Raw genomic sequence first — 23,455 nt, forward strand, 5'->3', positions numbered from 1 at the left:
TCAACGGTTAAGGTATAGCGGTTGTGACTAACGCCCCCTAAACCGGCCATTAAATGGCTAAACTCGCCACCGAGTTGACCCATAAGGCGATTAAGTTCATTCGACATGTTTTGCTCTCCTATTATTCCTCATAATTTATTCCGTTTATTTTTATTTTAGTTATTATTTCATTTTATACTCAGCATGACTGAGTGCAAACAACAGACAATTCAGCCAAAAAGTATACACTGTTTTAGTGTAAAATTTAATCTTTTTTTTAAATTGTTAAATAAATAGTGTTTAATATTAATTGTTTATATTAGTTAAATCAGTCAGTGATAACCGTTTAACGCTTTGGCTGAATAAGGGATTTAAGCCATTTGATGCTTTATGAATAATAATTTATTAATCCCTTAAATTTAAAATGATTTCATGCTGAAACGGTATAGATTCCTGAATATTTTTTACAAAAATGATTGTATTTTTGCCCTAATAAAATAGGAGGGATAATGCTTACATAAAATCCTTATATAAATAGCAAACTCATTCAAACAACCGAGAGAAAGTAAAAAGTGTAATATGCCATTTAATCATAAGATATGATCTGTAAATATTTAGCGGTTATAAAGATAGGGCGTGAAGATTAACTGATTAATATAATAAGGTGAGCGCATAAAGCGATTTTTGATAAAATGCCTTATGCGTTTTTAGTGAATTATTTTAATTATGAAGTGTAAACAACTCGGTGTTTTCTACACTTTATTTCATTTGAAACAGTGACATATTTTGCATGGTCATAAAGGTATATTGCGCCGCTTGTAAATTAGCTTGTAGCATGACATATTCTGAAATTGTTTCGTACCAGTCAACATCTTCAAGTTGGCTAATTTGAGTTTGAAATTCAATATCCAGTGTTTTACCTAGTGCTAATAGTCTATCAACTTCAGACAATACCGATCCGCCTTGCGCCCTAAGCGTTGAGATGTTATTAAAAGAATTATCTATTCCGTTGTGAGCCTTTGATAATCCATCCCTAAATTGTTGGACAGTCTCTTCATTGTCATAGTCTAAATCCATTTTTAACGCTTCAATTGCATAATCTATGCTTGCAAAAATATTACTTTCGGCGGGGGTTCCATCAGCTTGTTTTACATTTGCTCCCGTCATGAATACTTCAATGCCTGTAAAACTGAGTGCGATTTCTCGTGAGTCATCAATAAAAACGTTAACCGATGTTGTGCCGCCTACGTAACTTACTTCGCCAGATTCGTTTACAACAAAAGGTGGGGTGTCGTTTTTCTTGCCAGCAAAAAGATAGTTGCCATTAGTATCTTTTGAGTTGGCTAATGATAACAGTTGATCTTTTAAAACTTGTAATTTGTTGGCAAGATCTAATCTGTTTTCTTCATTTAATGTTTCGTTTGCTGCATAAACCAATGTTTCTTGAATTGTTTGAATAACGGTATTGGTTTCCGCTAAAATTGTTTCTTGACGGCTAAGTAATTTATCGGCGCTTTCACGGGTTGCTTGAAACTGTTCATTTTGCGCTTGAGCCTGTTTTATTATCAATGATTGTGATGCGCCCATCGGATCGTCAGACGGCGATAAGATCTTTTTGCCCGTGGCTAAATGCAAACCAGATTTTTGCCATCGGCTATTGGTATTTAAAATACTTTGTAAGTTTTTTTGATAAAGTGAGTTTGTACTAAGGCGCATTTTTTATCCTTTTATCATTTAGTTAAACCTAAAATGGTATCAAATATTGTTGTTGCCGCATCTATCACTTTTGCATTAGCTTGGTAATACTGCATATATACCTGCATAGAGATATATTCTTCTTCAATATTCACTCCGGATATAGATTGATTTTGTTCATAAATTTGCTGAGTAATATTTTTGCTTGATTGGGCAGATATTTTAGCCGTTTGGGTTTCACTGCCAATATAATTGACTAAACTTGTATAAGCACTTTTTAAGGTTGTTGTACCATTAACCAGTTTTTCATTTTGAATTTCTAGTAATTTGGCAACATTACGATTATCACCTGCGCCATTTTCTTCATCATTAATACCCGTTGCGAGTTTATTAACGTCTTTGACTTGTAATTGTAATGATGAGGCAACATCGGCAACAGGTTTTATCATAAACGAGTCACCAGGCATTGCATTGCCATTGATCTCAATACAAAGCCCATCAAAAATTAACTTACCATCTTCAATTTCTGGAGTGATTTGTTTATTATCAGATAATCGGGTAACAACCCAATTGTCACCATCAAATTCAATTTTATAATCAGAAGCTTTTACGTCGCAAACTGAGTTAAATTCGATTTTTGCCGAGGCATTACCTTGATTTTTTATATTAGTGATACAACTAGGGTGATTGTAGTCAAATAACTTTTCACCCTGATTACCATTAATATCAACGCCTGACATATGCACTTCATTAAAACGTTCTGCCAAATTTAGGGCAATTAAACCTAATTGATTACGAGCTTCAGTTAATGGCCCGTCACGAAAAGTTAATAATCCGTTTAATGTGCCTGATGTAATATTTTGGCTAGTCAGTTCTTGTGTTGCTCCTGAATGATGCGTATAAATAATGGTATTTAATGTAGGATCGTCTTGCGATGGTTGTACCGATAATAGGTTAATTGAAGAGCCTTGGACTAAATTCAAGCCATTAGCCAGTGAAAGGTTATATTGCCCATTTTGTTCGGTAACGGTTATGCCAACGATTTCGCTTAACTCATTAACCAATTGATCGCGTTGGTCAAGCAATGCATTGGGTTCAAGTCCATTTCCCACCGCCTGTAAGTGTGAAATCTTTTGATTAAGTTCGGCGATTTGCTGAGTATAGGTATTAACCTTATCAATATTACTGCTTAACTCGGTATTGACATTAGCAATTTGATTTTTTAGGTTTTTTTCTGTTTTATTAAATTGATTCGTCAATGAGGTTAGATCGCTAATAACAGTTTGCTTGGTCGCAGCATCACCCGCATTTGAAGCAAGCTTATTTAAGCTTGCAAAGAGGTTATTGAGTTGTGATGAAATGCTATTATCATTTTCGGCTAATAAATTATCTACCTTTGATAATTCATTATAATAAGCTTTAATCGACCCATCTTGTGATTGTGATTGACGTAGCTGTCCTACAACAAAATGGTTAAAGGCGCGATTAACTGATGATACTGAAACACCATTACCCACAAAACCAAAACTATGTTGAGTTCCATTTGCTTGACGTAAAACTTGCTGTTGGCGATTGTAACCGATTGTATGGGCATTACTAATATTATTACTGATCACATTAAGCATATTTTGCGCTGCATTTAATCCACTAATTCCCGTATTCATCAATGAATTTGTCATAAAAACTCCTAAATATAATATATAGTTTCAGTTAATAATGTGATTATTAAAAGAAAGGGCTGTCTTCTATATCGGCGCAATTTCTCAAAACTTTAATGATTTTTTCAACTCATTAATGGATAGTTTGTCTGATTTCACTATCCAAAAAATAATGTGTTTTTATTTTTGAAATTATTTGACTATTTGATTATTTGATTATTGCTCGCTAATGGTTTTTGATTGTTTTAAAAAATCGGTACCTGTCATGTTATTTTCATTTTCAATATATTGTTGGGCATTTTTATTCAAAATTAAGATACTAATGCGACGATTAGCATCTTTGCTATAGTTTGGATTGTTTAGGCTTACTGTATCAGCTAACGCAATAATGCGAATAATCTTATTGGAATCTAAGCCACCAGCAATGAGTTCTCTTCTTGATGCATTGGCTCTATCTGCTGATAATTCCCAATTACTATAGCCACGATCCCCTGTTATATATTGCCGCTCATCGGTATGGCCAGATAAAGTGATTTTATTTGGTAATGAATTAATAATAGGCGCCAGTGCGTGCAAGATTTCTTGCATATTGGGATCAATGGATGTGCTACCAACACCAAACATGGGTTTATCATCGGAAGCTAAAATTTGAATCCGTAATCCGAGTTCAGTTAATTCAATAATAAGATTAGGCGCTAAGCTTTTAAGGCGATTATCTATTTCAAACGTTTCATAAATTTTACGTGCAGCTTCAAGAAGTAGATTTCTTTCAATATGTAGCTGCTCATATTCATTTTGTGATGCATTTAACATATGGGTTTTTTCTTCGCCAATTTGCTTACTCACATCATCGCCACCACCAGGAATCGGGCTTTCACTGTCGCTAAGGTTTTTCCCACCATTGTAGCCAAGAATTAAGGGCGTTCTGAAGTATTCAGCAATACCTTTTAATTCTTGTGGCGTTGATGTAGAAATTAGCCACATAACTAAAAATAGCGCCATCATTGCGGTCATAAAGTCGGCGTAAGCGATTTTCCACGAACCGCCGTGATGCCCACCGCCGTGCCCCGATTTTTTTTTGACAATTATTCTTACAGACTTATCTTTCATTATTAATTATTTTCATTTTGATTCGTGTTTTTGTCTTTAACTTCTTGTATGTATTGTTCTAATTCAAAAAATGACGGTCTTTCATGAGAGAAAAGTGTTTTGCGTCCAAATTCAATACAAATTTGAGGGGCATAATCATGCATACTGGCAAGAAGAATCACTTTGGTGCACTCTAACATTTTAACCGCGCCAGCGTTTCTTTGCTTCAATAAGGCAGCTAGTGGTGACACGAAACCATAGGCAAGTAAGATCCCTAAAAAAGTCCCCACCATCGCATGGGCAATAAGTTCACCAAGTTCACTTGCTGGTCGATCTGCTTGCGCTAAGGTATTAATAACGCCCATGACCGCGGCAACAATACCAAATGCCGGTAAACCATCACCAATACTTGAAATGGCATCAACGGGTTTTTCCAGTTCATGAACGAAGGTTTCAATTTCTTCGCTCATGAGTGTTTCGATCTCAAATACATCCATATTGCTACTAATCATAAGTCGTAAATAATCAGTGATAAAGTCGCAAATTCTAGGGTTAGCTAAAATCTGTGGATAGGCTTTAAATAATTCACTTTCATGTGGATTATCAATATCAGCCTCAATGGATAATCCTCCACTTTGTCGGATCTTCGTTAATACGCTGTACATTAAATTAATTAATGTTAAATAAAGCGCTTTATTATATTTAGAGGTTTTAAATAGTTGTCCTAAAGATTGTAGTGTGGCTTTGATGACTTTCATTTCATTACTAACAATAAAAGCACCAACGGCTGCGCCTCCAATAATTAACAATTCGAGTGGTTGAAACAGTACGGCTAAATAACCGCCACTTAGCACATAACCAAGTAGTGCCGAGGCGATAACGACAATATAACCTATAATGATTAGCATTGGTTTTCTTCTTTCTCCATAAAATAACAGCTAAATTGCTTTAATACTTATTTTTAATACTTATTTAAGCAGTGATCTGTCTGGTCGTTGATGAATTTAAATAACTTGGTCTTGATAACACTTTCATGCATCTTTCGTCATTTTCTTTTTGAGTTTTATTATTTTTATCTGCTCTTGACGGTGGTTGACATAAGCTACAAGTAAAAGTATTTCGCGGATGATAAGCATGAGTAATAAAAAGCCCACGGCATTCGGTGCAACAGGATTGTTGCATCACCTTTTTTTCAACAAATTTGACTAAAATCCAAGCTCTAGTCAGCCCTAAAACAGGTTCTTCTTTATGCGAACATTGACATTGCTCTAAATAAAGTTGATAAGCTTTTAAAATAGTTTGAATGCCTGACTTGAGCCCATTTCTCACTAAAAACGCATAAGCATTATAAAATATACTGGCATGAATATTCGGTTCCCATGTCATAAACCACGATGTCGAAAAAGGCAATAAACCTTTAGGCGGTGGGCACCCTTGAATCTCTTTATACAGTTTTATCAGTTTGTTTCGGCTTAAATTCGTTTCGCTTTCTAACATTTGAATTCTGCCACCAAGGGAAATCAATTTGATAGCGAGTTGGGTTTCTTTATATTTTTGAATAATACTTGTACCTGTCATCGTCATTCCTTAGCTACTTATTGATTGAATCTAATAGCAAACTTGATAAAAGAATCCCTGTATGCATCTGTTTTATATCTCTGACGCGGGATTCTTCTGTTAGTTTTTTCATCATTTCTGCATTTTCAAATCTTAGCTGAAATATGAGCTGATTGGTTTCGGATAAAACTAACATCTGAGCAGTACTTAAATGGCTAAGTATGTCAGCGGTTTGTTCATCAATACCTAATCGATACATTGCCATTACTTTATCTTTCTCAAGCATACGCTGGCTTAACAGTAGTGTTGAAAGATTTAAATGATGTATACATTTAAGAATATCGTCATCTAGTGTGTTTCCCAATTTAGTCACCAACCTATATCTGTTTTTCGCATAAAAAAACGAAAATTAGTAAAATTAAAGTTAAATATTTTTTTCTGCGCCTAAAGTTACATTTTTAAACGCGAAAGGTCAATAAAAAAATAATTTCAATTTATTTTCGATTGATTTCGATTTATTTAACTTATTTTTCTATTTTTTCTAACAGGAAACTTTACTTTGTATTCTTTTTATTGCTTGGCTATGCAATTGGCTTACTCTTGATTCACTAATATTCATTACCTTACCAATCTCTTTTAAATTAAGATCTTCTTGGTAATAAAGTGCTAGGACAAGTTTTTCCTTTTCTGGTAGATTTTCAATTTGTTGGTTAATGATGGTGTAATTTTCATCGCTGATAATTGCCGAAAAAGGATTATTATCCTCGCCATGCTCAATGATGGCATCAATGTTATCGCCTAACTTTAGTTGGATCTCATCAAATGAGCCTATCTGGCTATAATTCGAATCTAATAAAATTTTATGATATTCAGTAAGGGATAATTGCAAATATTCGGCAATCTGATGATCGTTAGGAGCGACGCCTAATGTTTTCTCTAATTCATTGATTGCCGCTGTGACATCTTTTATTTTTTTGCGAGTTTGTCTTGGTAACCAATCTCGGCTACGTAGTTCATCTAACATTGCCCCTTGTATCCTTGGAATGGCAAAGGTTGCAAAAGTATTACCTTGAGTGGCATCATAACGTTTGATTGTGTCTAATAAACCGATATAGCCAACTTGTAATAAATCGTCTAGCTCAACGGTAGTCGGCAAACGAACTGCTAATTTCAAAGCTTCATTACGTACCAAATGAATATATTGTTTCCAATCGATTTGGTTTATTACACCATATGAGTTATATAAGCTATCATCCATTTTTTGAACCAATGTTAAGAAAAATGCCGAATAGTATTATGACGATAGTTAATGAATTTAATGGGCAGAATAAAGGGCGAAAAAATAGTTAATTATAATTATTAGCCATAACAGCATTATAAAAATACTGTTATGACTATGTGTAAAGTTTGAATGATCAAAAATGGGTAATTACAATTATTGTAATAAAGAAAGTACTGATTGTGGTACTTGGTTAGCTTGAGCTAGTACTGAAGTACCTGCTTGTTGCAAGATTTGACCACGAGTCATGTTTGAAACTTCTGTTGCATAATCAGCATCTTCAATACGGCTACGCGCAGAACTTAAGTTGTTTACAGTATTATTGATGTTGTTTACTGTTGATTCGAAACGGTTTTGTACCGCACCAAGTTGACCACGTAAAGCATCAATTTTTGATAATGCTTCATCAATTGTTTTTAATGGATCTGCGGTTAGGTCTTCACCTGAAATTTTAAATCCATTTAAACCAAGTTCAGTACTATCAATTTTTTTCAAATGGATTTCAATAGTTTCACCATCGTTTGCACCCACTTGAATTTTAAGCGTTTTATCTTCTGATAATACTTTAGAGCCGTTGAAATCAGTTTGTTTAGAAACACGATCGATTTCATCTAAACGTTGATCGATTTCATTTTGAATTGATACTAAATCGCTTTCAGAGTTGGTACCATTGGCTGCTTGAACGGTTAATTCACGAATACGTTGTACGTTGTTGTTGATTTCGTTTAACGCACCTTCAGTAGTTTGCGCAAGAGAGATACCATCATTTGCATTACGTGCCGCTTGCGTTAAGCCTTTAATGTTTGATGAAAAACGGTTAGCAATTGCTTGGCCTGCTGCATCGTCTTTTGCGCTATTAATACGCATACCAGATGAAAGACGCTCAATAGATGTGCTAAGAACGCTTTGAGAATTGTTAAGGTTATTTTTTGCCATTAAAGACATTGTATTAGTATTAATTACTTGAGCCATTTTTATCTCCGTTAATATGAATAGTAAAACCAACGATATATTGAAATAAAATTCAATATCCTTGCTGATAAATTACTTATCGGTAACAAATTAGGGAACTTTAATATTTTTAATGATTATCTTTTTTCAAAAAAGCCATTTAGCTTTAAATTATCTTTATATTTCGATATAAATCATGGTGTTATTTTTTTAAATAAATTTTAAATCCACCTTTTTTTTAACGAAAGAACAACAATAATCCTATACATAAAATAAATGTTGTGTTGCTAGCTAAATTTTTTAAAAAGTTAGCCGATATAAACAATATTGAATAATTGTTATAGGTAGACTAAGTCATGGCAATGAGTGCATTAGGAATAGGTTCGGGAATCGATCTTAATGAAATTTTAAATCAATTAGAAGCCGCCGAAAAAACGCGCCTAACACCAATTGTAACGCAACAAAAAGCGATTAATGCAAAAATCAGCGGTTTTGGTAAGTTAAAAAGTGCGTTAACAACGTTTAATACCGCCACAGCAAAACTTCAAAAAAAGGACTTATTTGAAGGTCGATCTGTGACAGGCAATGATAATTATTTTTCGGTGAATGCTAATAGTAAAGCCGCATTGGGTAATTATCCTGTTAGTGTTGATCAATTAGCGTCATCTCATCGTATTGCAACATCAACAATCAATGATAAAAACGCCAAATTAGGCAATGATAATCAAACCCGAACTATTACCATTGAACAAGCAAATGGCAATAAGCTTAATGTCACGCTATCTCAAGATGAAACATCCTTAGAATCCATAGCTAATGCTATTAATAATGCTCAAGTGATTAATGAAGATGGCACAACAAGCCCTTCAACAATGAATGCAGCAATTGTCCGTTCGGGCACTGATAGCTACCAATTAGTGATTACCTCGAAAGAAACAGGTGAACAACAAGCCATCACGTCTATTTCATCAGATGATGATCAGCTAAACAATATTATCGGTTTTGATATTCATCAGGCGAATAATAGCCACATGATCGAAGTAGAAAAAGCGCAAGATGCTAAATTTTCGTTTAATGGTATTGCAATAACCAGTGGGTCTAATACGGTTAAGGATGTTATTGCTGGTGTTGATATTACCTTAAAACAGACTACACCAACTAGCCAAAACCTTGCTATAACGGCTGATCATGAAAAAGCGGAAGAGGCCATAAAAGAATGGGTAGATGCATTTAATCAATTACAAACAACGATTTCATCATTAACTAAGTTTACTGCAGAAGATACAAATTCAAAAGAATTAAACAGTAGTAATGGTCCACTTATTGGTGATTCAACGTTACGTAATATAGATCAAAGTATTCGTTCAATCTTTGCCAAAGGGCAATCAGGCGAATTTGCTGTTTTGTCGCAAATAGGCATCAATATGGACAAAAGTGGCCAGTTAACGATCAAAGAAAATGAGCTGAAAAAAGCACTCAATGAAAACAGCGATGCGGTAATGATATTATTTACTGGTGATGGTGAAAAAACGGGTATTGCTAACGAAGTTTTTGCAAAAGTGAGTGGATTTATTGATAGCGATGGCATGATTGATTCAGCAACTAATGGGTTAAATTCTACCTTAAAATCATTAGAGAAACGCCATGAACAAGTGAGCAACTCTATTGAACAAACTATTGAACGTTATCGGGTGCAATTTACCAAATTAGATATTTTAATTAACGAGTTAGATAGTATGAGTAATTATTTAACAACCCAATTTGACATGATGGCAAATTTAAAAAAATAGGGGGTAAATAATGTATCAATTAGGTTCTAAGGCCTATGAGCAAGTGAATTTAGAAACGCGTGTTAGCCAAGCATCGCCTCATCAATTGATCGTATTATTGTTTGATGGTGCGCTTAACGCAATTAAATTAGCTAGCTTGTATATTCAAAAAGGCAATATTGTCGGTAAAGGTAATGCCATTTCTAAAGCGATTAATATTGTTGATAATGGGCTTAAAAGCTGTCTAGATTTAGAAAAGGGGGGAGAAATTGCCGAAAATTTAGATCGTCTCTATCACTATATTAGCCAACAGTTAGTTTTAGCTAATTTACATAATGATAACGAAAAGCTACAAACTTGTTATGACCTGTTAAACAATATTGCCGAATCTTGGCGTGAAATTGCAAAATAAAAAAGGATGCTTATGCAAGGAAATAAATTATTAGAACAATATGAACAATTGAATTATGTCGTTGAACAAATGTTGATTAATGCACACGATGAACATTGGGAATCATTAGTCAGTTGGCAGGCAAAATATCAACAATTGTCTGAAAATCTTATAATAACAGGCGATTTTACTAGCATGGATACATTGCCAAAACAGCATCGCGATATCATTCAGATGTATATAAAAAACATTTTAAGTTATCAACAACAATTAACTCAATTGATTATTACGCGTCATGCTCAGCTGAGAAAGATGATCGGCGAGCATGTTGATTATCAAAACAAAATCGATAACTATCAAGAAGTGGCAAGATTAATGTAAATTTGTAAACGAATTGGTTTGAGTTTTATGTATCAGATAAAGCGCAAGCCAATCCTTCTATCCAACTCGTTTTAACAAACATGTCTATTGAAAATAAACCGTTTTTTGTTTGATTATCTTCTTCTTTTCCATAAAAGATAACCGTGCCATTGGCATTGTTGGTTTGGATGCTGCTGCCAATAGTTAATTTTTTTCAGGGCGATTGATTGATACTATGCTAAGTAATAGACTAGTGAATAATATTGTTGTTTGAATATTATCACGTTGAATCCTTTATGTATTTCATTGGTTGTATTTCATTGGTTGTTTTTTATTAAATAATCGCATTATGTCGCTATTTTTTTAAATAGTAGAGTAAAAATGGTAAAGTTTTTTGAGTCATCAATTGATAGCAAAAATAATATATTGCCTAGCAAAACAAGCATCAAAAATATGAGCGATGCTTATTTTAAACTTGAATTGAGTGGTGCGTTGATTAGCGCATTTAGACCAGAATGAATGGTTATCGGTAAAAGTAAAATTTAGGATATAAGAATGATATTCGATGCCATTAATTAAACATTCATATTCATAATTTCTTGATAAGCGGCAACCAGTTTATTACGCACTTGAATGCCAAACTGCAATGAAACCGATGATTTTTGCATATTAACCATCACTTCATTTAATGACGTATTGGGATCGCCCATTTCGAAAGCTTTAGCGTCATTATGTGCTTGTATTTGTCGCTGACTTATGCCATCTAACGCGTTTTTTAGCGCTAAATCAAAATTTTGTTTATCAGAAATAGTCGATTGTTGTGAAGTTTCTGTTAATTGATTTAAGCTAGCGAATTGAATTGAATTTAACGTATTGATTGTATTCATGTTGATAATTACGTCTTGTGTTTTTTTGTCAATGTGCCATTAAATTTATCATAAAAATAAAAAGCCAAAGGGTTTAAGTAAGGGGAAAACTACACGCTTTTCTAGCCATTGAATTTTCTAAATACATGGATAATAAACCACAGAGTAAATCTAAATAGTTTAGAATCAGGATGCCTATGACTAGCCAAACAGTCAATAATAAAGGTCAATCAATATTAAATAAATTACCTTTTGTTAATCAATTAAAACAAAACAAAAAAATGGCATTGTTAATTGCGGGTGTAATTACAATCGCAATGATGAGTTTTGTCTATTTATGGGCTAAAGATGAGCCTTACGCAGTTCTATTTAGTCATTTGAATGATAAAGATGGTGGCGAAATTATTAGCCAGCTTGATAAGATGAATATTCCTTATCAATTTTCCTCTTCTGGCACAACTATCTTAATTCCTGAAGATAAAGTTTACGATACCCGTTTACGGATTGCCCAACAAGGGTTGCCTAAAGGTGGTGCAGTTGGCTTTGAATTGCTTGATAAAGAAAGCTTTGGTATGAGCCAATTCAATGAGCAAGTTAATTATCAACGCGCCTTAGAAGGCGAATTATCAAGAACAATTGCTATCATTAGTAGTATTGATGATGCGCGAGTGCATTTAGCTATGCCTAAACCTTCTTTGTTTGTTAGAGAACGCAAATTTCCTTCAGCGTCAGTGGCATTAACATTACTCCCAGGTCGCTCATTATCGCAAGGTCAAATTGATGGCATTATTCATTTGATTTCAAGTAGTGTACCAGAATTACAGCCCGATAAAGTCACAATTATTGATCAGCGAGGCAATTTATTAACTGGTGAAAGCTATCGTGACAGAAGTGCGAATGTTGCGCAGTTGGAGTTTAGTGAGCGGATTGAAAACAGCGTTCGTGAGCGAGTAGAAAAAATTATTATTCCTATTTTGGGTAAAAATAACGTCAAGGTACAAGTGAATGCGGACGTTGATTTTAGTCGCCAAGAATCGACATCAGAAACGTATGATCCTAATAGCAATATTGCGAATCAAACCATTCGTAGTAAACAGCAAGTCGAAAATCATCAATCAGCAACAAGCTATGGTATTGGCGGGGTGCCAGGTGCGTTATCTAATCAACCTGTACCAACACCTAGTGCACCGATCGATGAAAACGATGAATCGATTGAAAAAAATAATAAACAACAACCTTACAACTTACAATCGAATAATACCGTTAATTTTGAAGTAAATAGACAAGTTATACGTAGCCAAATACCTGAAGGACGGGTTAAACGTTTATCGGTCGCTGTTTTGGTTAATTATAAATTTGTCACCATTGAGCCAGATGAGGATAAATCTGATGATGACAGCAAGTCATCTTCTATAACAGAACAATGGGTAAAGTTAGATAACGATGAGCTGAAAAATATTGAAGCATTAGCACGCCAAGCAATGGGCTTTTCTGATTTACGTGGCGATACATTGACGGTTGCAAATTTGAAATTTACTGATCAATTATTTGATGACAACGAAAATATCGCATTTTGGAAAACAAATGAATTTTATGACTCCGTTAAAAATGCAGTTAAATATTTAATTTATATTGCTATTTTATGGGTTTTATGGCGTAAGGTATTACGATCATTCTGGATAAAATTACAAAGACAGCTTCTTAACAGTAATGGTCAAACATCTGATATTGAGTTATCAGCGGAAGAAAAATTAGATTATAAAGCACACAGTAAACAGCAACACAAAATGTTTGAAGATAATATGCAACAACAACAGCACATACGAAAAATTGTTGAGAAAGAGCCTCGTGTAATGGCATTAATTATTCGTAGCTGGATGAGTAAGGAGGACACTAACCAATGATTTTAAGTGAATCTCAGAAAGCGGCTGCCATTTTAATGGTATTAGGCGAAGGGCTGGCGGCGCAAGTAATGCAACATCTTAGCCAAAAAGAAGTGCAACAAATTAGTAGTGCGATGATGTCGTTGCCTCAGTTTTCTCAAGAACAGTTGAAAGGCATACTTAATGAGTGTCAAGTGGCGCTTGAAGAGTGCGCTGTTTTAAATACTGATCCCAATGGTTATTTACGCTCAATATTGGGGCGTTCACTGGGTAGTGAAAAAGCGGAACGTTTACTTGATGAACTTTTATCTACTGAACAAGAAGAAGCTACCGATGGTCTTGAAATGCTCAATTATGTTGATGCAACAAGAGCGGTTGACTTAGTGAAGAAAGAGCACCCTCAAATTATAGCAACGATTCTTGTTCATTTAAATCGTGATTTAGCGGCAGAAATTCTAAACTTATTTGATGATGAATTACGTAACAATGTTATGTTACGTATTGCAACCTTTGGGGGGGTTGAGCCTTCAGCGCTTCAATTGCTTTCAACTTCACTATCAACCTTATTACACGGACAAAATATTAAACTTAATAATTTAGGTGGAGTACGTACCGCAGCAGAAATTATTAACTTAATGAAAACACAACAAGAAGAACAAGTTATTAATGCATTACGTGATTATGATGGTGAATTAACGCAAAAAATTATTGATGAAATGTTCTTGTTTGAAAATCTTGTTGAAGTGGATAACCGAAGTATCCAACGCTTACTTAAAGAAATCGATAATGAGATGTTAATCATTGCATTGAAAGGTGCAACGGTTGAATTACGTGACAAACTATTAAGTAATATGTCACAGCGTGCGGCTTCGATTTTACGTGAAGACTTAGAAAATCGACCGCCAGTACGATTATCACAAGTTGAAACTGAACAGAAGAAAATTTTGGCTATTGCGCGTCGATTAGCCGAAAGTGGTGAAATGATTTTAACTAGCGGTGATGATGAATATGTATAATCAGCCCGATAGCTTAAATTGGGAACCGCTCAACTTTCGTGATTTGGCATTATCCGATCTATCTGAATCAAGCAAAAATACGATGGCAGAGCAAGTAGAGGATAATCAAATAAAGCTTCAGGTTGAGCCTGATCTTGAATCAATCGCTGCTAGCCCTGACCCTCGTGTTATTGAAAAAACATGGGAACAGTTAAAGCAAGAAGTAGAAGCACAAGCTTATAAAGAAGGTTTTAATTTAGGGCGCGATGAGGGCTTTGAGAAAGGCTTTAATGAAGGTAAGCAAGCGGGTTATGAGCAGGGGTATCTTGTTGGGCAACAACAAGGGCGTGAGCAAATTGAACAGCAACTTAATGAAGAAAAGCTTAAAACTGCTCATGCTATAGCCAGTTTAGCCACTAATTTTCAGCAATCAATTAATGAAATTGATGAATTAATTGTACCTAAATTGTTTGATTTGGCGTTAATTGCGGCACAAAAGACGGTAGGTAGCCTCGCTAAAATAAAACAAAAACAGTTAATTCACACAATACAAACATTAGTTGAGCAGTGCTCAATTTTATCAGAACCTATGCCGTTGCACCTTAATCCAGCCGATTTGCAATGGCTAGAGCCCATGCTTAATGACGACAACCAACAATATCACTGCCAATTAATTGCCAATCCTAGCATTGAAGTGGGTGGCTGCAAAATTTTTACAGATACCAACGAAATTGACACCAATATCAATGACCATTGGCAAATGATATCGGATTGTTTACATGGAGATGATCATTAATATGCGGTTTTCTGCTCAATGGGTCGCCAAAATTAATCAAGGTATAGATCAATTGCAATCGCTACCTTTAATTCATCAATATGGGCGGTTAGTAAAGGCATCGGGATTGGTTCTTGAAGCTGTCGGATTAAAATTGCCTTTGGGATCTAATTGTTTAGTAGAGCGACAAACAAATGGTCAAATTGAGGCCGTTGAGTGTGAAGTCGTTGGTTTTAATGATAAAACAATTTACTTAATGCCATTTGAATCCACTGACGGCATTTTATTAGGCGCTCGTGTTTATACCAAGCAATATGATTTAGCGCACTTTAGTCATAAAGCATTACCCATGGGAATGGGGTTGTTAGGGCGAGTTGTTGATGCTATGGGTAAACCGTTAGATGGTCAACCGTTACCCGAAGAGATTGAGTTTGGGGGATTATCTCATAAATCGATTAACCCATTACAGCGCACGCCAGTTCACCAAGTGCTTGATGTTGGCGTTAGAGCCATTAACGCGTTATTAACGGTTGGTAAAGGACAGCGGATGGGGTTATTTGCTGGTTCTGGCGTTGGAAAAAGCGTTTTACTTGGCATGATGGCACGTTACACCCAAGCCGATATTATTGTTGTCGGGTTAATCGGTGAGCGGGGGCGAGAAGTTAAAGATTTTATCGAAAATATTTTAGGTGAAGAGGGATTAGCACGAGCGGTTGTTGTTGCCGCACCAGCGGATGTTTCGCCATTATTGCGCTTACAAGGCGCTGCTTATGCGACTAAAATCGCCGAAAATTTCCGCGATAAAGGGTTTAATGTGTTACTGATTATGGACTCTTTAACGCGTTATGCCATGGCACAACGTGAAATTGCGTTAGCAATAGGAGAACCACCAGCAACGAAAGGTTACCCACCTTCGGTTTTTGCAAAATTACCCGCCTTGGTTGAAAGAGCAGGCAATGACGAAAGCGGAAAAGGCGCCATTACGGCATTTTATACGGTATTGACAGAAGGTGATGATCAGCAAGATCCGATTGCCGATTCAGCTAGAGCCATACTCGATGGGCATATTGTTTTGTCGCGCTCACTTGCTGAGTCTGGCCATTACCCCGCTATTGATATCGAGGCCTCAATCAGTCGAGTGATGACCGATCTTACCGCGCCGGAGGATGAAAAAAAATCAAGGTTGTTTAAACAGTTATTTTCAAGTTTTCAACGAAATCGCGATTTGATTAATGTTGGTGCTTATGTGTCTGGCACCGATCCTTTATTGGATAAAGCGATTATGCTGTTTCCTGCTATGCAAAAATTTTTACAGCAAGGAATTCATGAGCATTGTAGTTATCAAGATGCTTATCAACAATTAGTGAATATTGTCGAACCCAAATTAGCTAGTTAGGACTGAGTAATGGTAAATAAAAATTCTGGGCAATTTGCTTTTTTAACACTAAAAAAATTGGCGCAAAAATCGGTAGACGACACTTTACTTAAGTTAAAAAAAGCCCATGAAAATCATCGTAATGCACAATCACAATTGAATGTATTAAATGATTATTATGATGAGTACCAACAAAAATTAAATAATGCCTTATCTCATGGTATTAATGGATGCCAATTAAGTAATTTTAATGCATTTATTTCAACCCTTGAAAAAGGCATTGAACAGCAAAAAAAAGTATTGTTAACGTTGGATGTTAAGCAAAAGCAAATAACCCATCAACTTAATCAATCACAAAAAAACTTGAACACTTATACAACATTATTAGACAAGCAATATAAAAAACAGTTACAGCAACAAAGCCGTTTGCAACAAAAACTGACTGATGAATTTGCACAGCTACAACTAGCAAGGAGAGTATTAAATGAATATTAATCTTATTAATGATTTAAATCTTACCCCATCTCATCAATCACAATCAGTTGAAACGGATGTAATTGCAAGTGATAGTGATGGCTTTCAACAATTATTGCAACAGAGTGAAAAGCAAAGCCAACAAGGCAAAAAAATCATTAATGCTGAGTTAAATGTTATTGATGATACGCACGAAGATCATGATGCTGATATGATCATTATGGCTATCAATCCTTTTTATATACAAACTATTGAACAAGAAAAACAAGATGTTGTCAGCGCAGAACAAAATAGTGAGGCAAAAAACAAGCCCAATTTATCGATAACAAATCCTCTAAACACTGACATTTTAGAGGCGGATGTATTCGATAATTTATCGTCAGAAACGTTAATTAATGATCAGCCAACACAGCTACTGGCCTCTATTTATGACAGTGAGAATTTAATCAATAAAGCAACACAGCAAACAGATGCCATGCCATTGTCTGACAATCACCAAGCGATAGCCACTGATCTGGTGCATAAAAAAGCCACAAGAATTAAAAATGATGTGAGTAATACGCATTTTAATCCAACGAATAATCCACAAAATGCTAGCGACATTAGGCAAAAAGCGATGGCAGATCAAACACCATTTATAATAAATAATGACGATCAAGGTGCGATTTTGCATATCAATCCCGAATCAGCTTTAACAACCCATGCCAATGGGCAAAATGCATTATTACCGTCAGCTAATGCTAGCACGACATCAGCAACACTAAATATGTCGATGCAAGCAAATACTACGCAATGGCAAAATTCATTAACAGAACAAATTATTATGTTTAATCGGCAAGGTATTCAATCTGCCAACATAAATTTGCACCCACAAGAATTAGGCTCATTACACATTAAACTTGCGATGAGCGATGATAAGATGAATCTTCATATGATGGCAGCACATGGTGTTGTTAAAGGTCTGTTAGAATCGGCACTGCCTTTCTTAAAAACATCATTAGCTGAGCAAGGCATTACCCTAGAACAAGCAGATATTGGTGACTTTTCGATGATGAGTGATTCGCAACAATCTGCTATGTATCAGCAAACCCAACACAATCAGTCACATAGCGCCCTAACGTTAGATCCAGAGACAAACGATATTAATGTTGAACAAATCCGTGTTGAAAATAGCCCACAAAAATCAGCACTCAGCATATTTGCTTAACGATTAAAATTGCTATTTATTGTACAAATTGGAGATTAGAAGATGAAACGTTTAAATAGGTCATGTTTTGTTGCCTATTCTTCAAATCAATTTTAAAAATATGATTTATTATTCTTGTCACTATAGCCAATTAATGGATTATAAATCTTTTTAAATTTTTATAGAGACAAGAATAAATATGCCTACAACGTCCAAAAAAGTAAGTGCTTTAAATTTAATCCTTATTCTTATTACCCTATCTGCGATAGGTGCTGCAGCTTATTTGTGGTTTCAAGGCTATCCCAAAGACACAACTAAAGTGCAAGAAGAGCCTGAAATCGTCTCGCCAGTATTTTTAACATTAAAACCGTTTACTATTTCATTGCCTGTTGCTGAAGATAATATTGAGATGACTAAAATCCTTTATGTCGGGGTGGTATTACGTGTTAATGATGAAAGTCAAAAAACAGTGCTATTAGATTATTTACCCGAAGTAAGAAGCGATATCCTCCTCCTTACTTCAAAGCAATATATTAATAAGCTAAAGCAAGAAACAGGCAAAATCGATTTACAAGAACAGATAAAAAATACGTTATCGCGAAAATATGATGCAAAACATTGGGTAAATATTGATGAAGTTTTATTTACTGATTTTATTATACGGTGATGACTATGCCTGATAAGCGCGAACCGAAACAAGATATGAATGAAAGCAGTGATGCTTTAACGCCAGATAATTTTGTTGTAGCTGAAGATGATAGCAATATTGATGCTTTGGCTACTTCGCTGCCTACAGGGAAAAAGTCCGATGTTAGACCTTATGATTTATCAGTCAAACATCGATTTATCCCTGAACGTTTAACGGCATTAGAGATCATTAATGAACGTTTTGCTCGGCAATTTCGAATTGGATTATTTAATCGATTACGCCGTAATACTGATGTGATTGCCTCTCCCGTTGAGCCGCACACGTTCAAAGAGTTTTCTGATATTTCATCAGCAAATCATTTGAATTTAGTGCACCTTAATCCATTAAGAGGGACTTGTTTATTTTCATTCTCACCTGAGCTAGTGTTTATTATCGTGGATTCATTGTTTGGCGGTGATGGGCATTTTTCCCAAATAGAAACCGAAGGGCGGGAATTTACACACACGGAACAGCAAATCATTAAACGAGTACTCGAGTTAGCATTAGGCATTTATCAAAATGCGTGGGCAGATATTTACGCCATTGAAACCGAATATATTCGATCTGAAATGCAAAGTAAATTTACCAATATTACCAGCTCACCAGATGATATTGTATTAACAACAAATTTTAAAGTTGAAGTCGGTCATAGCAAAGCAACATTTTGCGTTTGCATTCCTTATTCTATGGTAGAGCCTATTAAAGAGCTACTTATAAAACCGCCTATCGAGCAACAGAGTTATCAAGATGATAATATTTGGATGAGTTCACTAACAACGGGGATCAAGCAATCAACTGTCGAATTAGTCGCAAACTTTACCCGTATTCATATAACCGTTGCTAAATTATTATCCTTAAAAGTTGATGATATTTTAGTCATCGACAAACCCACCAATTTAGATGTCACTGTCGGTGGAGTGCCTGTGCTAAAGGGTCATTATGGTAAAGTGAATAAACAATATGCAATTCAAGTCGATCAGGTTATTAACCCTGTGATAGAACAATTGAATGAAGGAGTATCCCATGACTGACATCAAAGCAAATAACGACCAAAACCAAGCAACCGGTGATGATCTTATTACCAAAGAAGCAATTTTTGAAACATTATCACCGCAACAAACGGAAGAAAAAAAGCAAGATATTAATCTGATTTTAGATATTCCTGTTGATTTAAGTGTAGAGCTTGGTCGAACCAAGATAGCAATTAAAGATCTATTAAATTTAACACAAGGATCGGTAATTGCATTAGATGGGCTAGCAGGTGAACCATTGGATATATTGATTAACGGTTACTTAATTGCTCAAGGTGAAATTGTCGTTGTGGGCGATAACTATGGTGTGCGTATCACCGATATTATTACCCCATCAGAACGTGTACGAAGACTGAGTCGTTAATAGTGAAGATTGAGCCATTAATGGTAATGAAGCAAACTAATTTGGTTGAACCTGTGAATACTATAGCAAACACCAAAACGTTAACAAGCACCAAAACGTTGGCTCCGTCATCTTCTCCGTTAAATATTTATACCGAAGTAGGATCCTCAATGGGATCAACGCTTATCGTTGTCATTGGTTTTATTTTATTGTTAGGTTGGCTTGCCAAACGAATGAGCTGGAAAAAAAAGACCAATCAATGGATTGATGTCAAAGCCACATATAGCATTAGCCCCAAAGAGCGTATGGTTGTGGTTCATGTTGATAACCAATTATTAGTGATTGGGGTTACATCTCAACAAATGACGTTATTACACACTATCAATGAACAACGCACTCAAGCACTGCTTTCGCAAAATACCACTGATACTACTTGTGTGAAAAGTAACGTATTTCAGCAGATATTACAATCCGCTTTAAAAGCAAAAAAGGAGTAACAACTAGTGCGGTTAAATTTTACTATTTTGCTCAGCTTATTGTTGCTAAGTTTATCATGCCATGCTGACTTATCTACGTTACCTGCCATATCCCAACCGATGAGTGATGGGCAAAATTGGTCATTACCTGTTGAAACCTTAGTCTTTTTGACATTGCTTACCTTCATTCCAGCAATTTTGTTATTAATGACCAGTTTCACACGTATTGTTATTGTATTAGGTCTGTTACGTAATGCACTTGGTACGCAATCGGCACCACCCAATCAAGTTATTTTGGGCATTGCCCTATTTATGACCTATTTCATTATGTCCCCCGTGATTGATAACATTTATCAAGATGCTTATGTGCCGTATTCGCAAAATCAAATCACCATGCAAGAGGGCTTAACTCAAGCGGCTAAACCATTACAACAATTTATGCTTGCCCAAACACGAGAAACGGACTTAGCATTATTTGTTAACATGTCTCACCAAAATGATATTCAAACACGTGAAGATGTCCCTTTAAAAGTATTGGTTCCGGCTTTTGTTGTCAGTGAATTAAAAACAGCGTTTCAAATCGGTTTTACCATTTTTATTCCTTTCTTAGTGATAGATCTTGTGGTTGCAAGCACGCTCATGGCATTAGGCATGATGATGGTACCGCCAGCAACGGTATCTTTACCATTTAAGTTAATGTTATTTGTGTTAGCCGATGGTTGGCACTTATTACTGGGCTCGTTAGCGCAAAGCTTTTTTAGTTGAATTACACTATGTCGCCCGAATATATTAGCACCTTAGCAATACAAGCAATAAAAGTCGCTGCATCACTGGCTGGACCGTTACTATTAGTTGCTTTAGTAACAGGATTAATCATTAGCTTATTACAAGCGGCCACACAAATTAACGAAATGACATTATCATTTATTCCCAAAATTATCGCGGTCGTTGTGGTTTTAATCCTATGGGGACCATCAATGCTATCAACCATGATTGATTATATGCAAACGGTCATTACCGATATTCCTAATTTAACCCGTTAAATTAAATGGATTTTAATAGTAATATTTTATTTAATATTGATTTCTTTGCTTGGGCTAAAGATGGCTTTTTCCCCTTTGTGCGCATTTTAGCGTTGATTATGGTTGCCCCTATTTTGGGAGAAAAAGAGATCCCCAACCGCGTAAAAATAAGCTTGGCATTACTTATTGCAATTGCTTTGCCACTTCCACATCTTGATGAACATATTAAAATATACTCTTTTATTGGCATATGGATGATTGCACAGCAAATAATGATTGGCGTGCTTATTGGTTTTACTATGCAGTTAGCATTTATGACGGTGCGATTTGCCGGCGAATTAATTGGTATGCAAATGGGACTTGGAATGGCCACCTTTTTTGATCCTATTGGCGGTCCATCTACATCGGTATTATCACGCTTAATTAACATTATTGCACTGCTAATCTTTCTTAGTGCTGATGGTCATTTATGGTTGTTATACGGCATAGCAAACAGTTTTGATATTATTCCCATCGCAGTAATGCCATTACAAGCAAACGGATACTTAGCTTTAATTGATGTCAGTAAACTATTATTTATCAACGGGATAATGTTAGCACTTCCCTTAATGACATTGTTGCTAATCGTCAATATATCATTAGGGCTACTTAATAGAATAACGCCACAACTCTCTATTTTTGTTGTCGGCTATCCAGCTACATTATTATTAGGATTGCTCATGCTAACTTACTTAATTTCAGCATTGCCCACCTTTGCTACATTTGTCTTTGAACAAATGTTTGAACAAATTTCTACTCTATTGCGATATTTCAGCCAATAAAAACACTAAGTCAATTTGAGATCTGTGCTATTTCGGGTGTTTGAAGCGCTATTAATAAAATAAGCTATGGCTACCATGTGCTACCATGCTAAAACCAAAAAATTTTCTGTAAAATCCCTCTGTGCTTTAAGCATGGCTACAAAATGGGGGCTTTGACAACCGATCTTTGCCACTTGGTTTTAACGCAACGATGCTAATTTATTCTAGGCAAAGCAGTGCCTTGCAAACATGCTTGTTTGCTGTGCTTACTTTATACCATCGGTAGCTATATTCTCACGCCAAATAAGCACGGTGTTAATCTTTAAAAAACTTTAATAAAATCAATTGGTTTTCTGAATTCTTTTTTTAAGTAGCAAAATACCTTATTTTTAGTCATTCAACGCCATGTTTGAGGCAAAATATTTGGCACTAAATCGCCTAAATCTAATCTATTAGCAATCATTTATTTATCAGCAAAAAAACAAATGCAGGAAGAAAAGTTATCTTAAAATAACAAGATAACTAAAAAATAGCATAGAAAAACGATTGATTTTCATAAAAATAAAAAATTCAATAAAATCAATAACTTTTCTGAATGGCTTTTAAGCACTAAAATGACTGATAATAATAAAATCAACATGTTGATTATTAAAGCTAATTAATTTAGCTAATCATTGTGACTATAAGCCAAGCAAAATAAGCGGTATTTTGGTATTATCGTTAATATATAATTTTTACAACTTAATGGCGTGTAATTACTATGGGTAAAGCGCAAGAATTAATAAAACAAGCCGAAAGGCTCGCTTTACTTCC

General features: G+C 35.2%; 26 protein-coding genes. 17 read left to right on the plus strand and 9 right to left on the minus strand.

Annotated elements, in window-relative coordinates; translation table 11 throughout:
* Window positions 1-738: 738 nt before the first annotated feature.
* The 8 genes from flgL to A9G45_RS04465 form a co-directional block, all read right to left on the minus strand.
* A complete protein-coding gene (flgL, locus tag A9G45_RS04430) occupies window positions 739-1,695 on the minus strand; it encodes a flagellar hook-associated protein FlgL (RefSeq protein ID WP_065566406.1) in 957 nt (318 codons plus the stop codon).
* 14 nt (window positions 1,696-1,709) lie between these two features.
* Window positions 1,710-3,353, minus strand: coding sequence for a flagellar hook-associated protein FlgK (gene flgK / locus A9G45_RS04435; protein WP_065566405.1), 1,644 nt, complete (start codon window positions 3,351-3,353; stop codon window positions 1,710-1,712).
* A 195-nt stretch (window positions 3,354-3,548) separates the two neighbouring features.
* Window positions 3,549-4,442, minus strand: a complete 894-nt coding sequence (gene motB / locus A9G45_RS04440) for a flagellar motor protein MotB (RefSeq protein WP_065566404.1) — start codon at window positions 4,440-4,442, stop codon at window positions 3,549-3,551.
* A 2-nt stretch (window positions 4,443-4,444) separates the two neighbouring features.
* Window positions 4,445-5,329: a flagellar motor stator protein MotA gene (motA, locus tag A9G45_RS04445; RefSeq protein WP_065566403.1), complete on the minus strand. Its 885-nt coding sequence runs from the start codon at window positions 5,327-5,329 to the stop codon at window positions 4,445-4,447.
* A gap of 64 nt (window positions 5,330-5,393) precedes the next feature.
* A complete protein-coding gene (gene flhC, locus A9G45_RS04450) occupies window positions 5,394-5,999 on the minus strand; it encodes a flagellar transcriptional regulator FlhC (protein ID WP_065566402.1) in 606 nt (201 codons plus the stop codon).
* Window positions 6,000-6,012: 13 nt separating this feature from the next.
* Window positions 6,013-6,342, minus strand: a complete 330-nt coding sequence (gene flhD, locus A9G45_RS04455; RefSeq protein ID WP_065566401.1) for a flagellar transcriptional regulator FlhD — start codon at window positions 6,340-6,342, stop codon at window positions 6,013-6,015.
* A gap of 177 nt (window positions 6,343-6,519) precedes the next feature.
* On the minus strand, window positions 6,520-7,236 hold the full coding sequence (locus A9G45_RS04460) for an RNA polymerase sigma factor FliA (protein WP_065566400.1): 717 nt from the start codon (window positions 7,234-7,236) through the stop codon (window positions 6,520-6,522).
* A 177-nt stretch (window positions 7,237-7,413) separates the two neighbouring features.
* A complete protein-coding gene (locus A9G45_RS04465; protein WP_065566399.1) occupies window positions 7,414-8,229 on the minus strand; it encodes a flagellin N-terminal helical domain-containing protein in 816 nt (271 codons plus the stop codon).
* Window positions 8,230-8,564: 335 nt separating this feature from the next.
* Between A9G45_RS04465 and fliD the strand changes: the two genes are divergently transcribed.
* The 4 genes from fliD (at window position 8,565) to A9G45_RS14355 (ending at window position 11,247) form a co-directional block, all read left to right on the plus strand.
* Window positions 8,565-9,998: a flagellar filament capping protein FliD gene (gene fliD / locus A9G45_RS04470; protein WP_065566398.1), complete on the plus strand. Its 1,434-nt coding sequence runs from the start codon at window positions 8,565-8,567 to the stop codon at window positions 9,996-9,998.
* 10 nt (window positions 9,999-10,008) lie between these two features.
* The gene (gene fliS / locus A9G45_RS04475; RefSeq protein ID WP_065566397.1) at window positions 10,009-10,389 is read left to right on the plus strand and encodes a flagellar export chaperone FliS; all 381 of its coding nucleotides are present in this window, start codon (window positions 10,009-10,011) and stop codon (window positions 10,387-10,389) included.
* Window positions 10,390-10,401: 12 nt separating this feature from the next.
* Window positions 10,402-10,749 (plus strand): hypothetical protein, encoded by a 348-nt coding sequence (locus A9G45_RS04480; protein WP_065566396.1) that lies wholly within the window; start codon window positions 10,402-10,404, stop codon window positions 10,747-10,749.
* Window positions 10,750-11,109: 360 nt separating this feature from the next.
* A complete protein-coding gene (locus A9G45_RS14355) occupies window positions 11,110-11,247 on the plus strand; it encodes a hypothetical protein (protein WP_176700671.1) in 138 nt (45 codons plus the stop codon).
* Window positions 11,248-11,303: 56 nt separating this feature from the next.
* Here the strand turns inward: A9G45_RS14355 and fliE are convergent, their stop codons facing one another.
* Entirely contained in the window at window positions 11,304-11,615 is a 312-nt protein-coding gene (fliE, locus tag A9G45_RS04485) for a flagellar hook-basal body complex protein FliE (RefSeq protein ID WP_065566395.1), read from the minus strand.
* A gap of 176 nt (window positions 11,616-11,791) precedes the next feature.
* Here fliE and fliF point away from each other — a divergent pair, with 176 nt between their 5' ends.
* The 13 genes from fliF (at window position 11,792) to fliR (ending at window position 22,663) form a co-directional block, all read left to right on the plus strand.
* Window positions 11,792-13,498 (plus strand): flagellar basal-body MS-ring/collar protein FliF, encoded by a 1,707-nt coding sequence (gene fliF, locus A9G45_RS04490; protein WP_065566394.1) that lies wholly within the window; start codon window positions 11,792-11,794, stop codon window positions 13,496-13,498.
* Complete coding sequence (gene fliG / locus A9G45_RS04495; RefSeq protein ID WP_065566393.1) at window positions 13,495-14,493, plus strand: flagellar motor switch protein FliG; 999 nt, start codon at window positions 13,495-13,497, stop codon at window positions 14,491-14,493. The genes fliF and fliG overlap by 4 nt, the downstream gene beginning before the upstream one ends.
* Window positions 14,486-15,268, plus strand: a complete 783-nt coding sequence (locus A9G45_RS04500) for a FliH/SctL family protein (RefSeq protein WP_176701599.1) — start codon at window positions 14,486-14,488, stop codon at window positions 15,266-15,268. Before fliG ends, A9G45_RS04500 begins: the two co-directional genes overlap by 8 nt.
* Window positions 15,258-16,643, plus strand: coding sequence for a flagellar protein export ATPase FliI (fliI, locus tag A9G45_RS04505; RefSeq protein ID WP_442903001.1), 1,386 nt, complete (start codon window positions 15,258-15,260; stop codon window positions 16,641-16,643). Before A9G45_RS04500 ends, fliI begins: the two co-directional genes overlap by 11 nt.
* A 9-nt stretch (window positions 16,644-16,652) precedes the next feature.
* A complete protein-coding gene (gene fliJ, locus A9G45_RS04510) occupies window positions 16,653-17,117 on the plus strand; it encodes a flagellar export protein FliJ (RefSeq protein ID WP_065566391.1) in 465 nt (154 codons plus the stop codon).
* Window positions 17,107-18,303, plus strand: coding sequence for a flagellar hook-length control protein FliK (locus A9G45_RS04515; RefSeq protein WP_065566390.1), 1,197 nt, complete (start codon window positions 17,107-17,109; stop codon window positions 18,301-18,303). Before fliJ ends, A9G45_RS04515 begins: the two co-directional genes overlap by 11 nt.
* A 178-nt stretch (window positions 18,304-18,481) precedes the next feature.
* Window positions 18,482-18,949 carry a flagellar basal body-associated FliL family protein gene (locus A9G45_RS04520; protein WP_065566389.1) on the plus strand — a complete coding sequence of 156 codons (468 nt, stop codon included), beginning with the start codon at window positions 18,482-18,484 and terminating at the stop codon, window positions 18,947-18,949.
* Window positions 18,950-18,954: 5 nt separating this feature from the next.
* Window positions 18,955-20,001, plus strand: a complete 1,047-nt coding sequence (gene fliM / locus A9G45_RS04525; RefSeq protein WP_176700672.1) for a flagellar motor switch protein FliM — start codon at window positions 18,955-18,957, stop codon at window positions 19,999-20,001.
* Window positions 19,994-20,365 (plus strand): flagellar motor switch protein FliN, encoded by a 372-nt coding sequence (fliN, locus tag A9G45_RS04530; protein WP_065566388.1) that lies wholly within the window; start codon window positions 19,994-19,996, stop codon window positions 20,363-20,365. The genes fliM and fliN overlap by 8 nt, the downstream gene beginning before the upstream one ends.
* 20 nt (window positions 20,366-20,385) lie before the next feature.
* The gene (fliO, locus tag A9G45_RS04535) at window positions 20,386-20,841 is read left to right on the plus strand and encodes a flagellar biosynthetic protein FliO (RefSeq protein WP_065566387.1); all 456 of its coding nucleotides are present in this window, start codon (window positions 20,386-20,388) and stop codon (window positions 20,839-20,841) included.
* A 6-nt stretch (window positions 20,842-20,847) separates the two neighbouring features.
* Window positions 20,848-21,585 carry a flagellar type III secretion system pore protein FliP gene (gene fliP / locus A9G45_RS04540; RefSeq protein WP_065566386.1) on the plus strand — a complete coding sequence of 246 codons (738 nt, stop codon included), beginning with the start codon at window positions 20,848-20,850 and terminating at the stop codon, window positions 21,583-21,585.
* A gap of 8 nt (window positions 21,586-21,593) precedes the next feature.
* Window positions 21,594-21,863: a flagellar biosynthesis protein FliQ gene (gene fliQ / locus A9G45_RS04545; RefSeq protein WP_065566385.1), complete on the plus strand. Its 270-nt coding sequence runs from the start codon at window positions 21,594-21,596 to the stop codon at window positions 21,861-21,863.
* Window positions 21,864-21,868: 5 nt separating this feature from the next.
* Entirely contained in the window at window positions 21,869-22,663 is a 795-nt protein-coding gene (gene fliR / locus A9G45_RS04550) for a flagellar biosynthetic protein FliR (RefSeq protein WP_065566384.1), read from the plus strand.
* Window positions 22,664-23,455: the final 792 nt, after the last annotated feature.

Source organism: Gilliamella sp. HK2, assembly GCF_001690265.1.
GTDB classification, from domain to species: domain Bacteria; phylum Pseudomonadota; class Gammaproteobacteria; order Enterobacterales; family Orbaceae; genus Gilliamella; species Gilliamella apicola_C.

Coding starts and splice junctions, on each gene's coding strand:
- flgL (WP_065566406.1), bottom strand. CDS start 1,695: ATGCGCCTTAGTACAAACTCACTTTATCAAAAAAACTTACAAAGTATT.
- flgK (WP_065566405.1), bottom strand. CDS start 3,353: ATGACAAATTCATTGATGAATACGGGAATTAGTGGATTAAATGCAGCG.
- motB (WP_065566404.1), bottom strand. CDS start 4,442: ATGAAAGATAAGTCTGTAAGAATAATTGTCAAAAAAAAATCGGGGCAC.
- motA (WP_065566403.1), bottom strand. CDS start 5,329: ATGCTAATCATTATAGGTTATATTGTCGTTATCGCCTCGGCACTACTT.
- flhC (WP_065566402.1), bottom strand. CDS start 5,999: ATGACAGGTACAAGTATTATTCAAAAATATAAAGAAACCCAACTCGCT.
- A9G45_RS04460 (WP_065566400.1), bottom strand. CDS start 7,236: ATGGATGATAGCTTATATAACTCATATGGTGTAATAAACCAAATCGAT.
- A9G45_RS04465 (WP_065566399.1), bottom strand. CDS start 8,229: ATGGCTCAAGTAATTAATACTAATACAATGTCTTTAATGGCAAAAAAT.
- fliD (WP_065566398.1), top strand. CDS start 8,565: ATGGCAATGAGTGCATTAGGAATAGGTTCGGGAATCGATCTTAATGAA.
- fliS (WP_065566397.1), top strand. CDS start 10,009: ATGTATCAATTAGGTTCTAAGGCCTATGAGCAAGTGAATTTAGAAACG.
- A9G45_RS04480 (WP_065566396.1), top strand. CDS start 10,402: ATGCAAGGAAATAAATTATTAGAACAATATGAACAATTGAATTATGTC.
- A9G45_RS14355 (WP_176700671.1), top strand. CDS start 11,110: ATGGTAAAGTTTTTTGAGTCATCAATTGATAGCAAAAATAATATATTG.
- fliE (WP_065566395.1), bottom strand. CDS start 11,615: ATGAATACAATCAATACGTTAAATTCAATTCAATTCGCTAGCTTAAAT.
- fliF (WP_065566394.1), top strand. CDS start 11,792: ATGACTAGCCAAACAGTCAATAATAAAGGTCAATCAATATTAAATAAA.
- fliG (WP_065566393.1), top strand. CDS start 13,495: ATGATTTTAAGTGAATCTCAGAAAGCGGCTGCCATTTTAATGGTATTA.
- A9G45_RS04500 (WP_176701599.1), top strand. CDS start 14,486: ATGTATAATCAGCCCGATAGCTTAAATTGGGAACCGCTCAACTTTCGT.
- fliI (WP_442903001.1), top strand. CDS start 15,258: ATGATCATTAATATGCGGTTTTCTGCTCAATGGGTCGCCAAAATTAAT.
- fliJ (WP_065566391.1), top strand. CDS start 16,653: ATGGTAAATAAAAATTCTGGGCAATTTGCTTTTTTAACACTAAAAAAA.
- A9G45_RS04515 (WP_065566390.1), top strand. CDS start 17,107: ATGAATATTAATCTTATTAATGATTTAAATCTTACCCCATCTCATCAA.
- A9G45_RS04520 (WP_065566389.1), top strand. CDS start 18,482: ATGCCTACAACGTCCAAAAAAGTAAGTGCTTTAAATTTAATCCTTATT.
- fliM (WP_176700672.1), top strand. CDS start 18,955: ATGCCTGATAAGCGCGAACCGAAACAAGATATGAATGAAAGCAGTGAT.
- fliN (WP_065566388.1), top strand. CDS start 19,994: ATGACTGACATCAAAGCAAATAACGACCAAAACCAAGCAACCGGTGAT.
- fliO (WP_065566387.1), top strand. CDS start 20,386: ATGGTAATGAAGCAAACTAATTTGGTTGAACCTGTGAATACTATAGCA.
- fliQ (WP_065566385.1), top strand. CDS start 21,594: ATGTCGCCCGAATATATTAGCACCTTAGCAATACAAGCAATAAAAGTC.
- fliR (WP_065566384.1), top strand. CDS start 21,869: ATGGATTTTAATAGTAATATTTTATTTAATATTGATTTCTTTGCTTGG.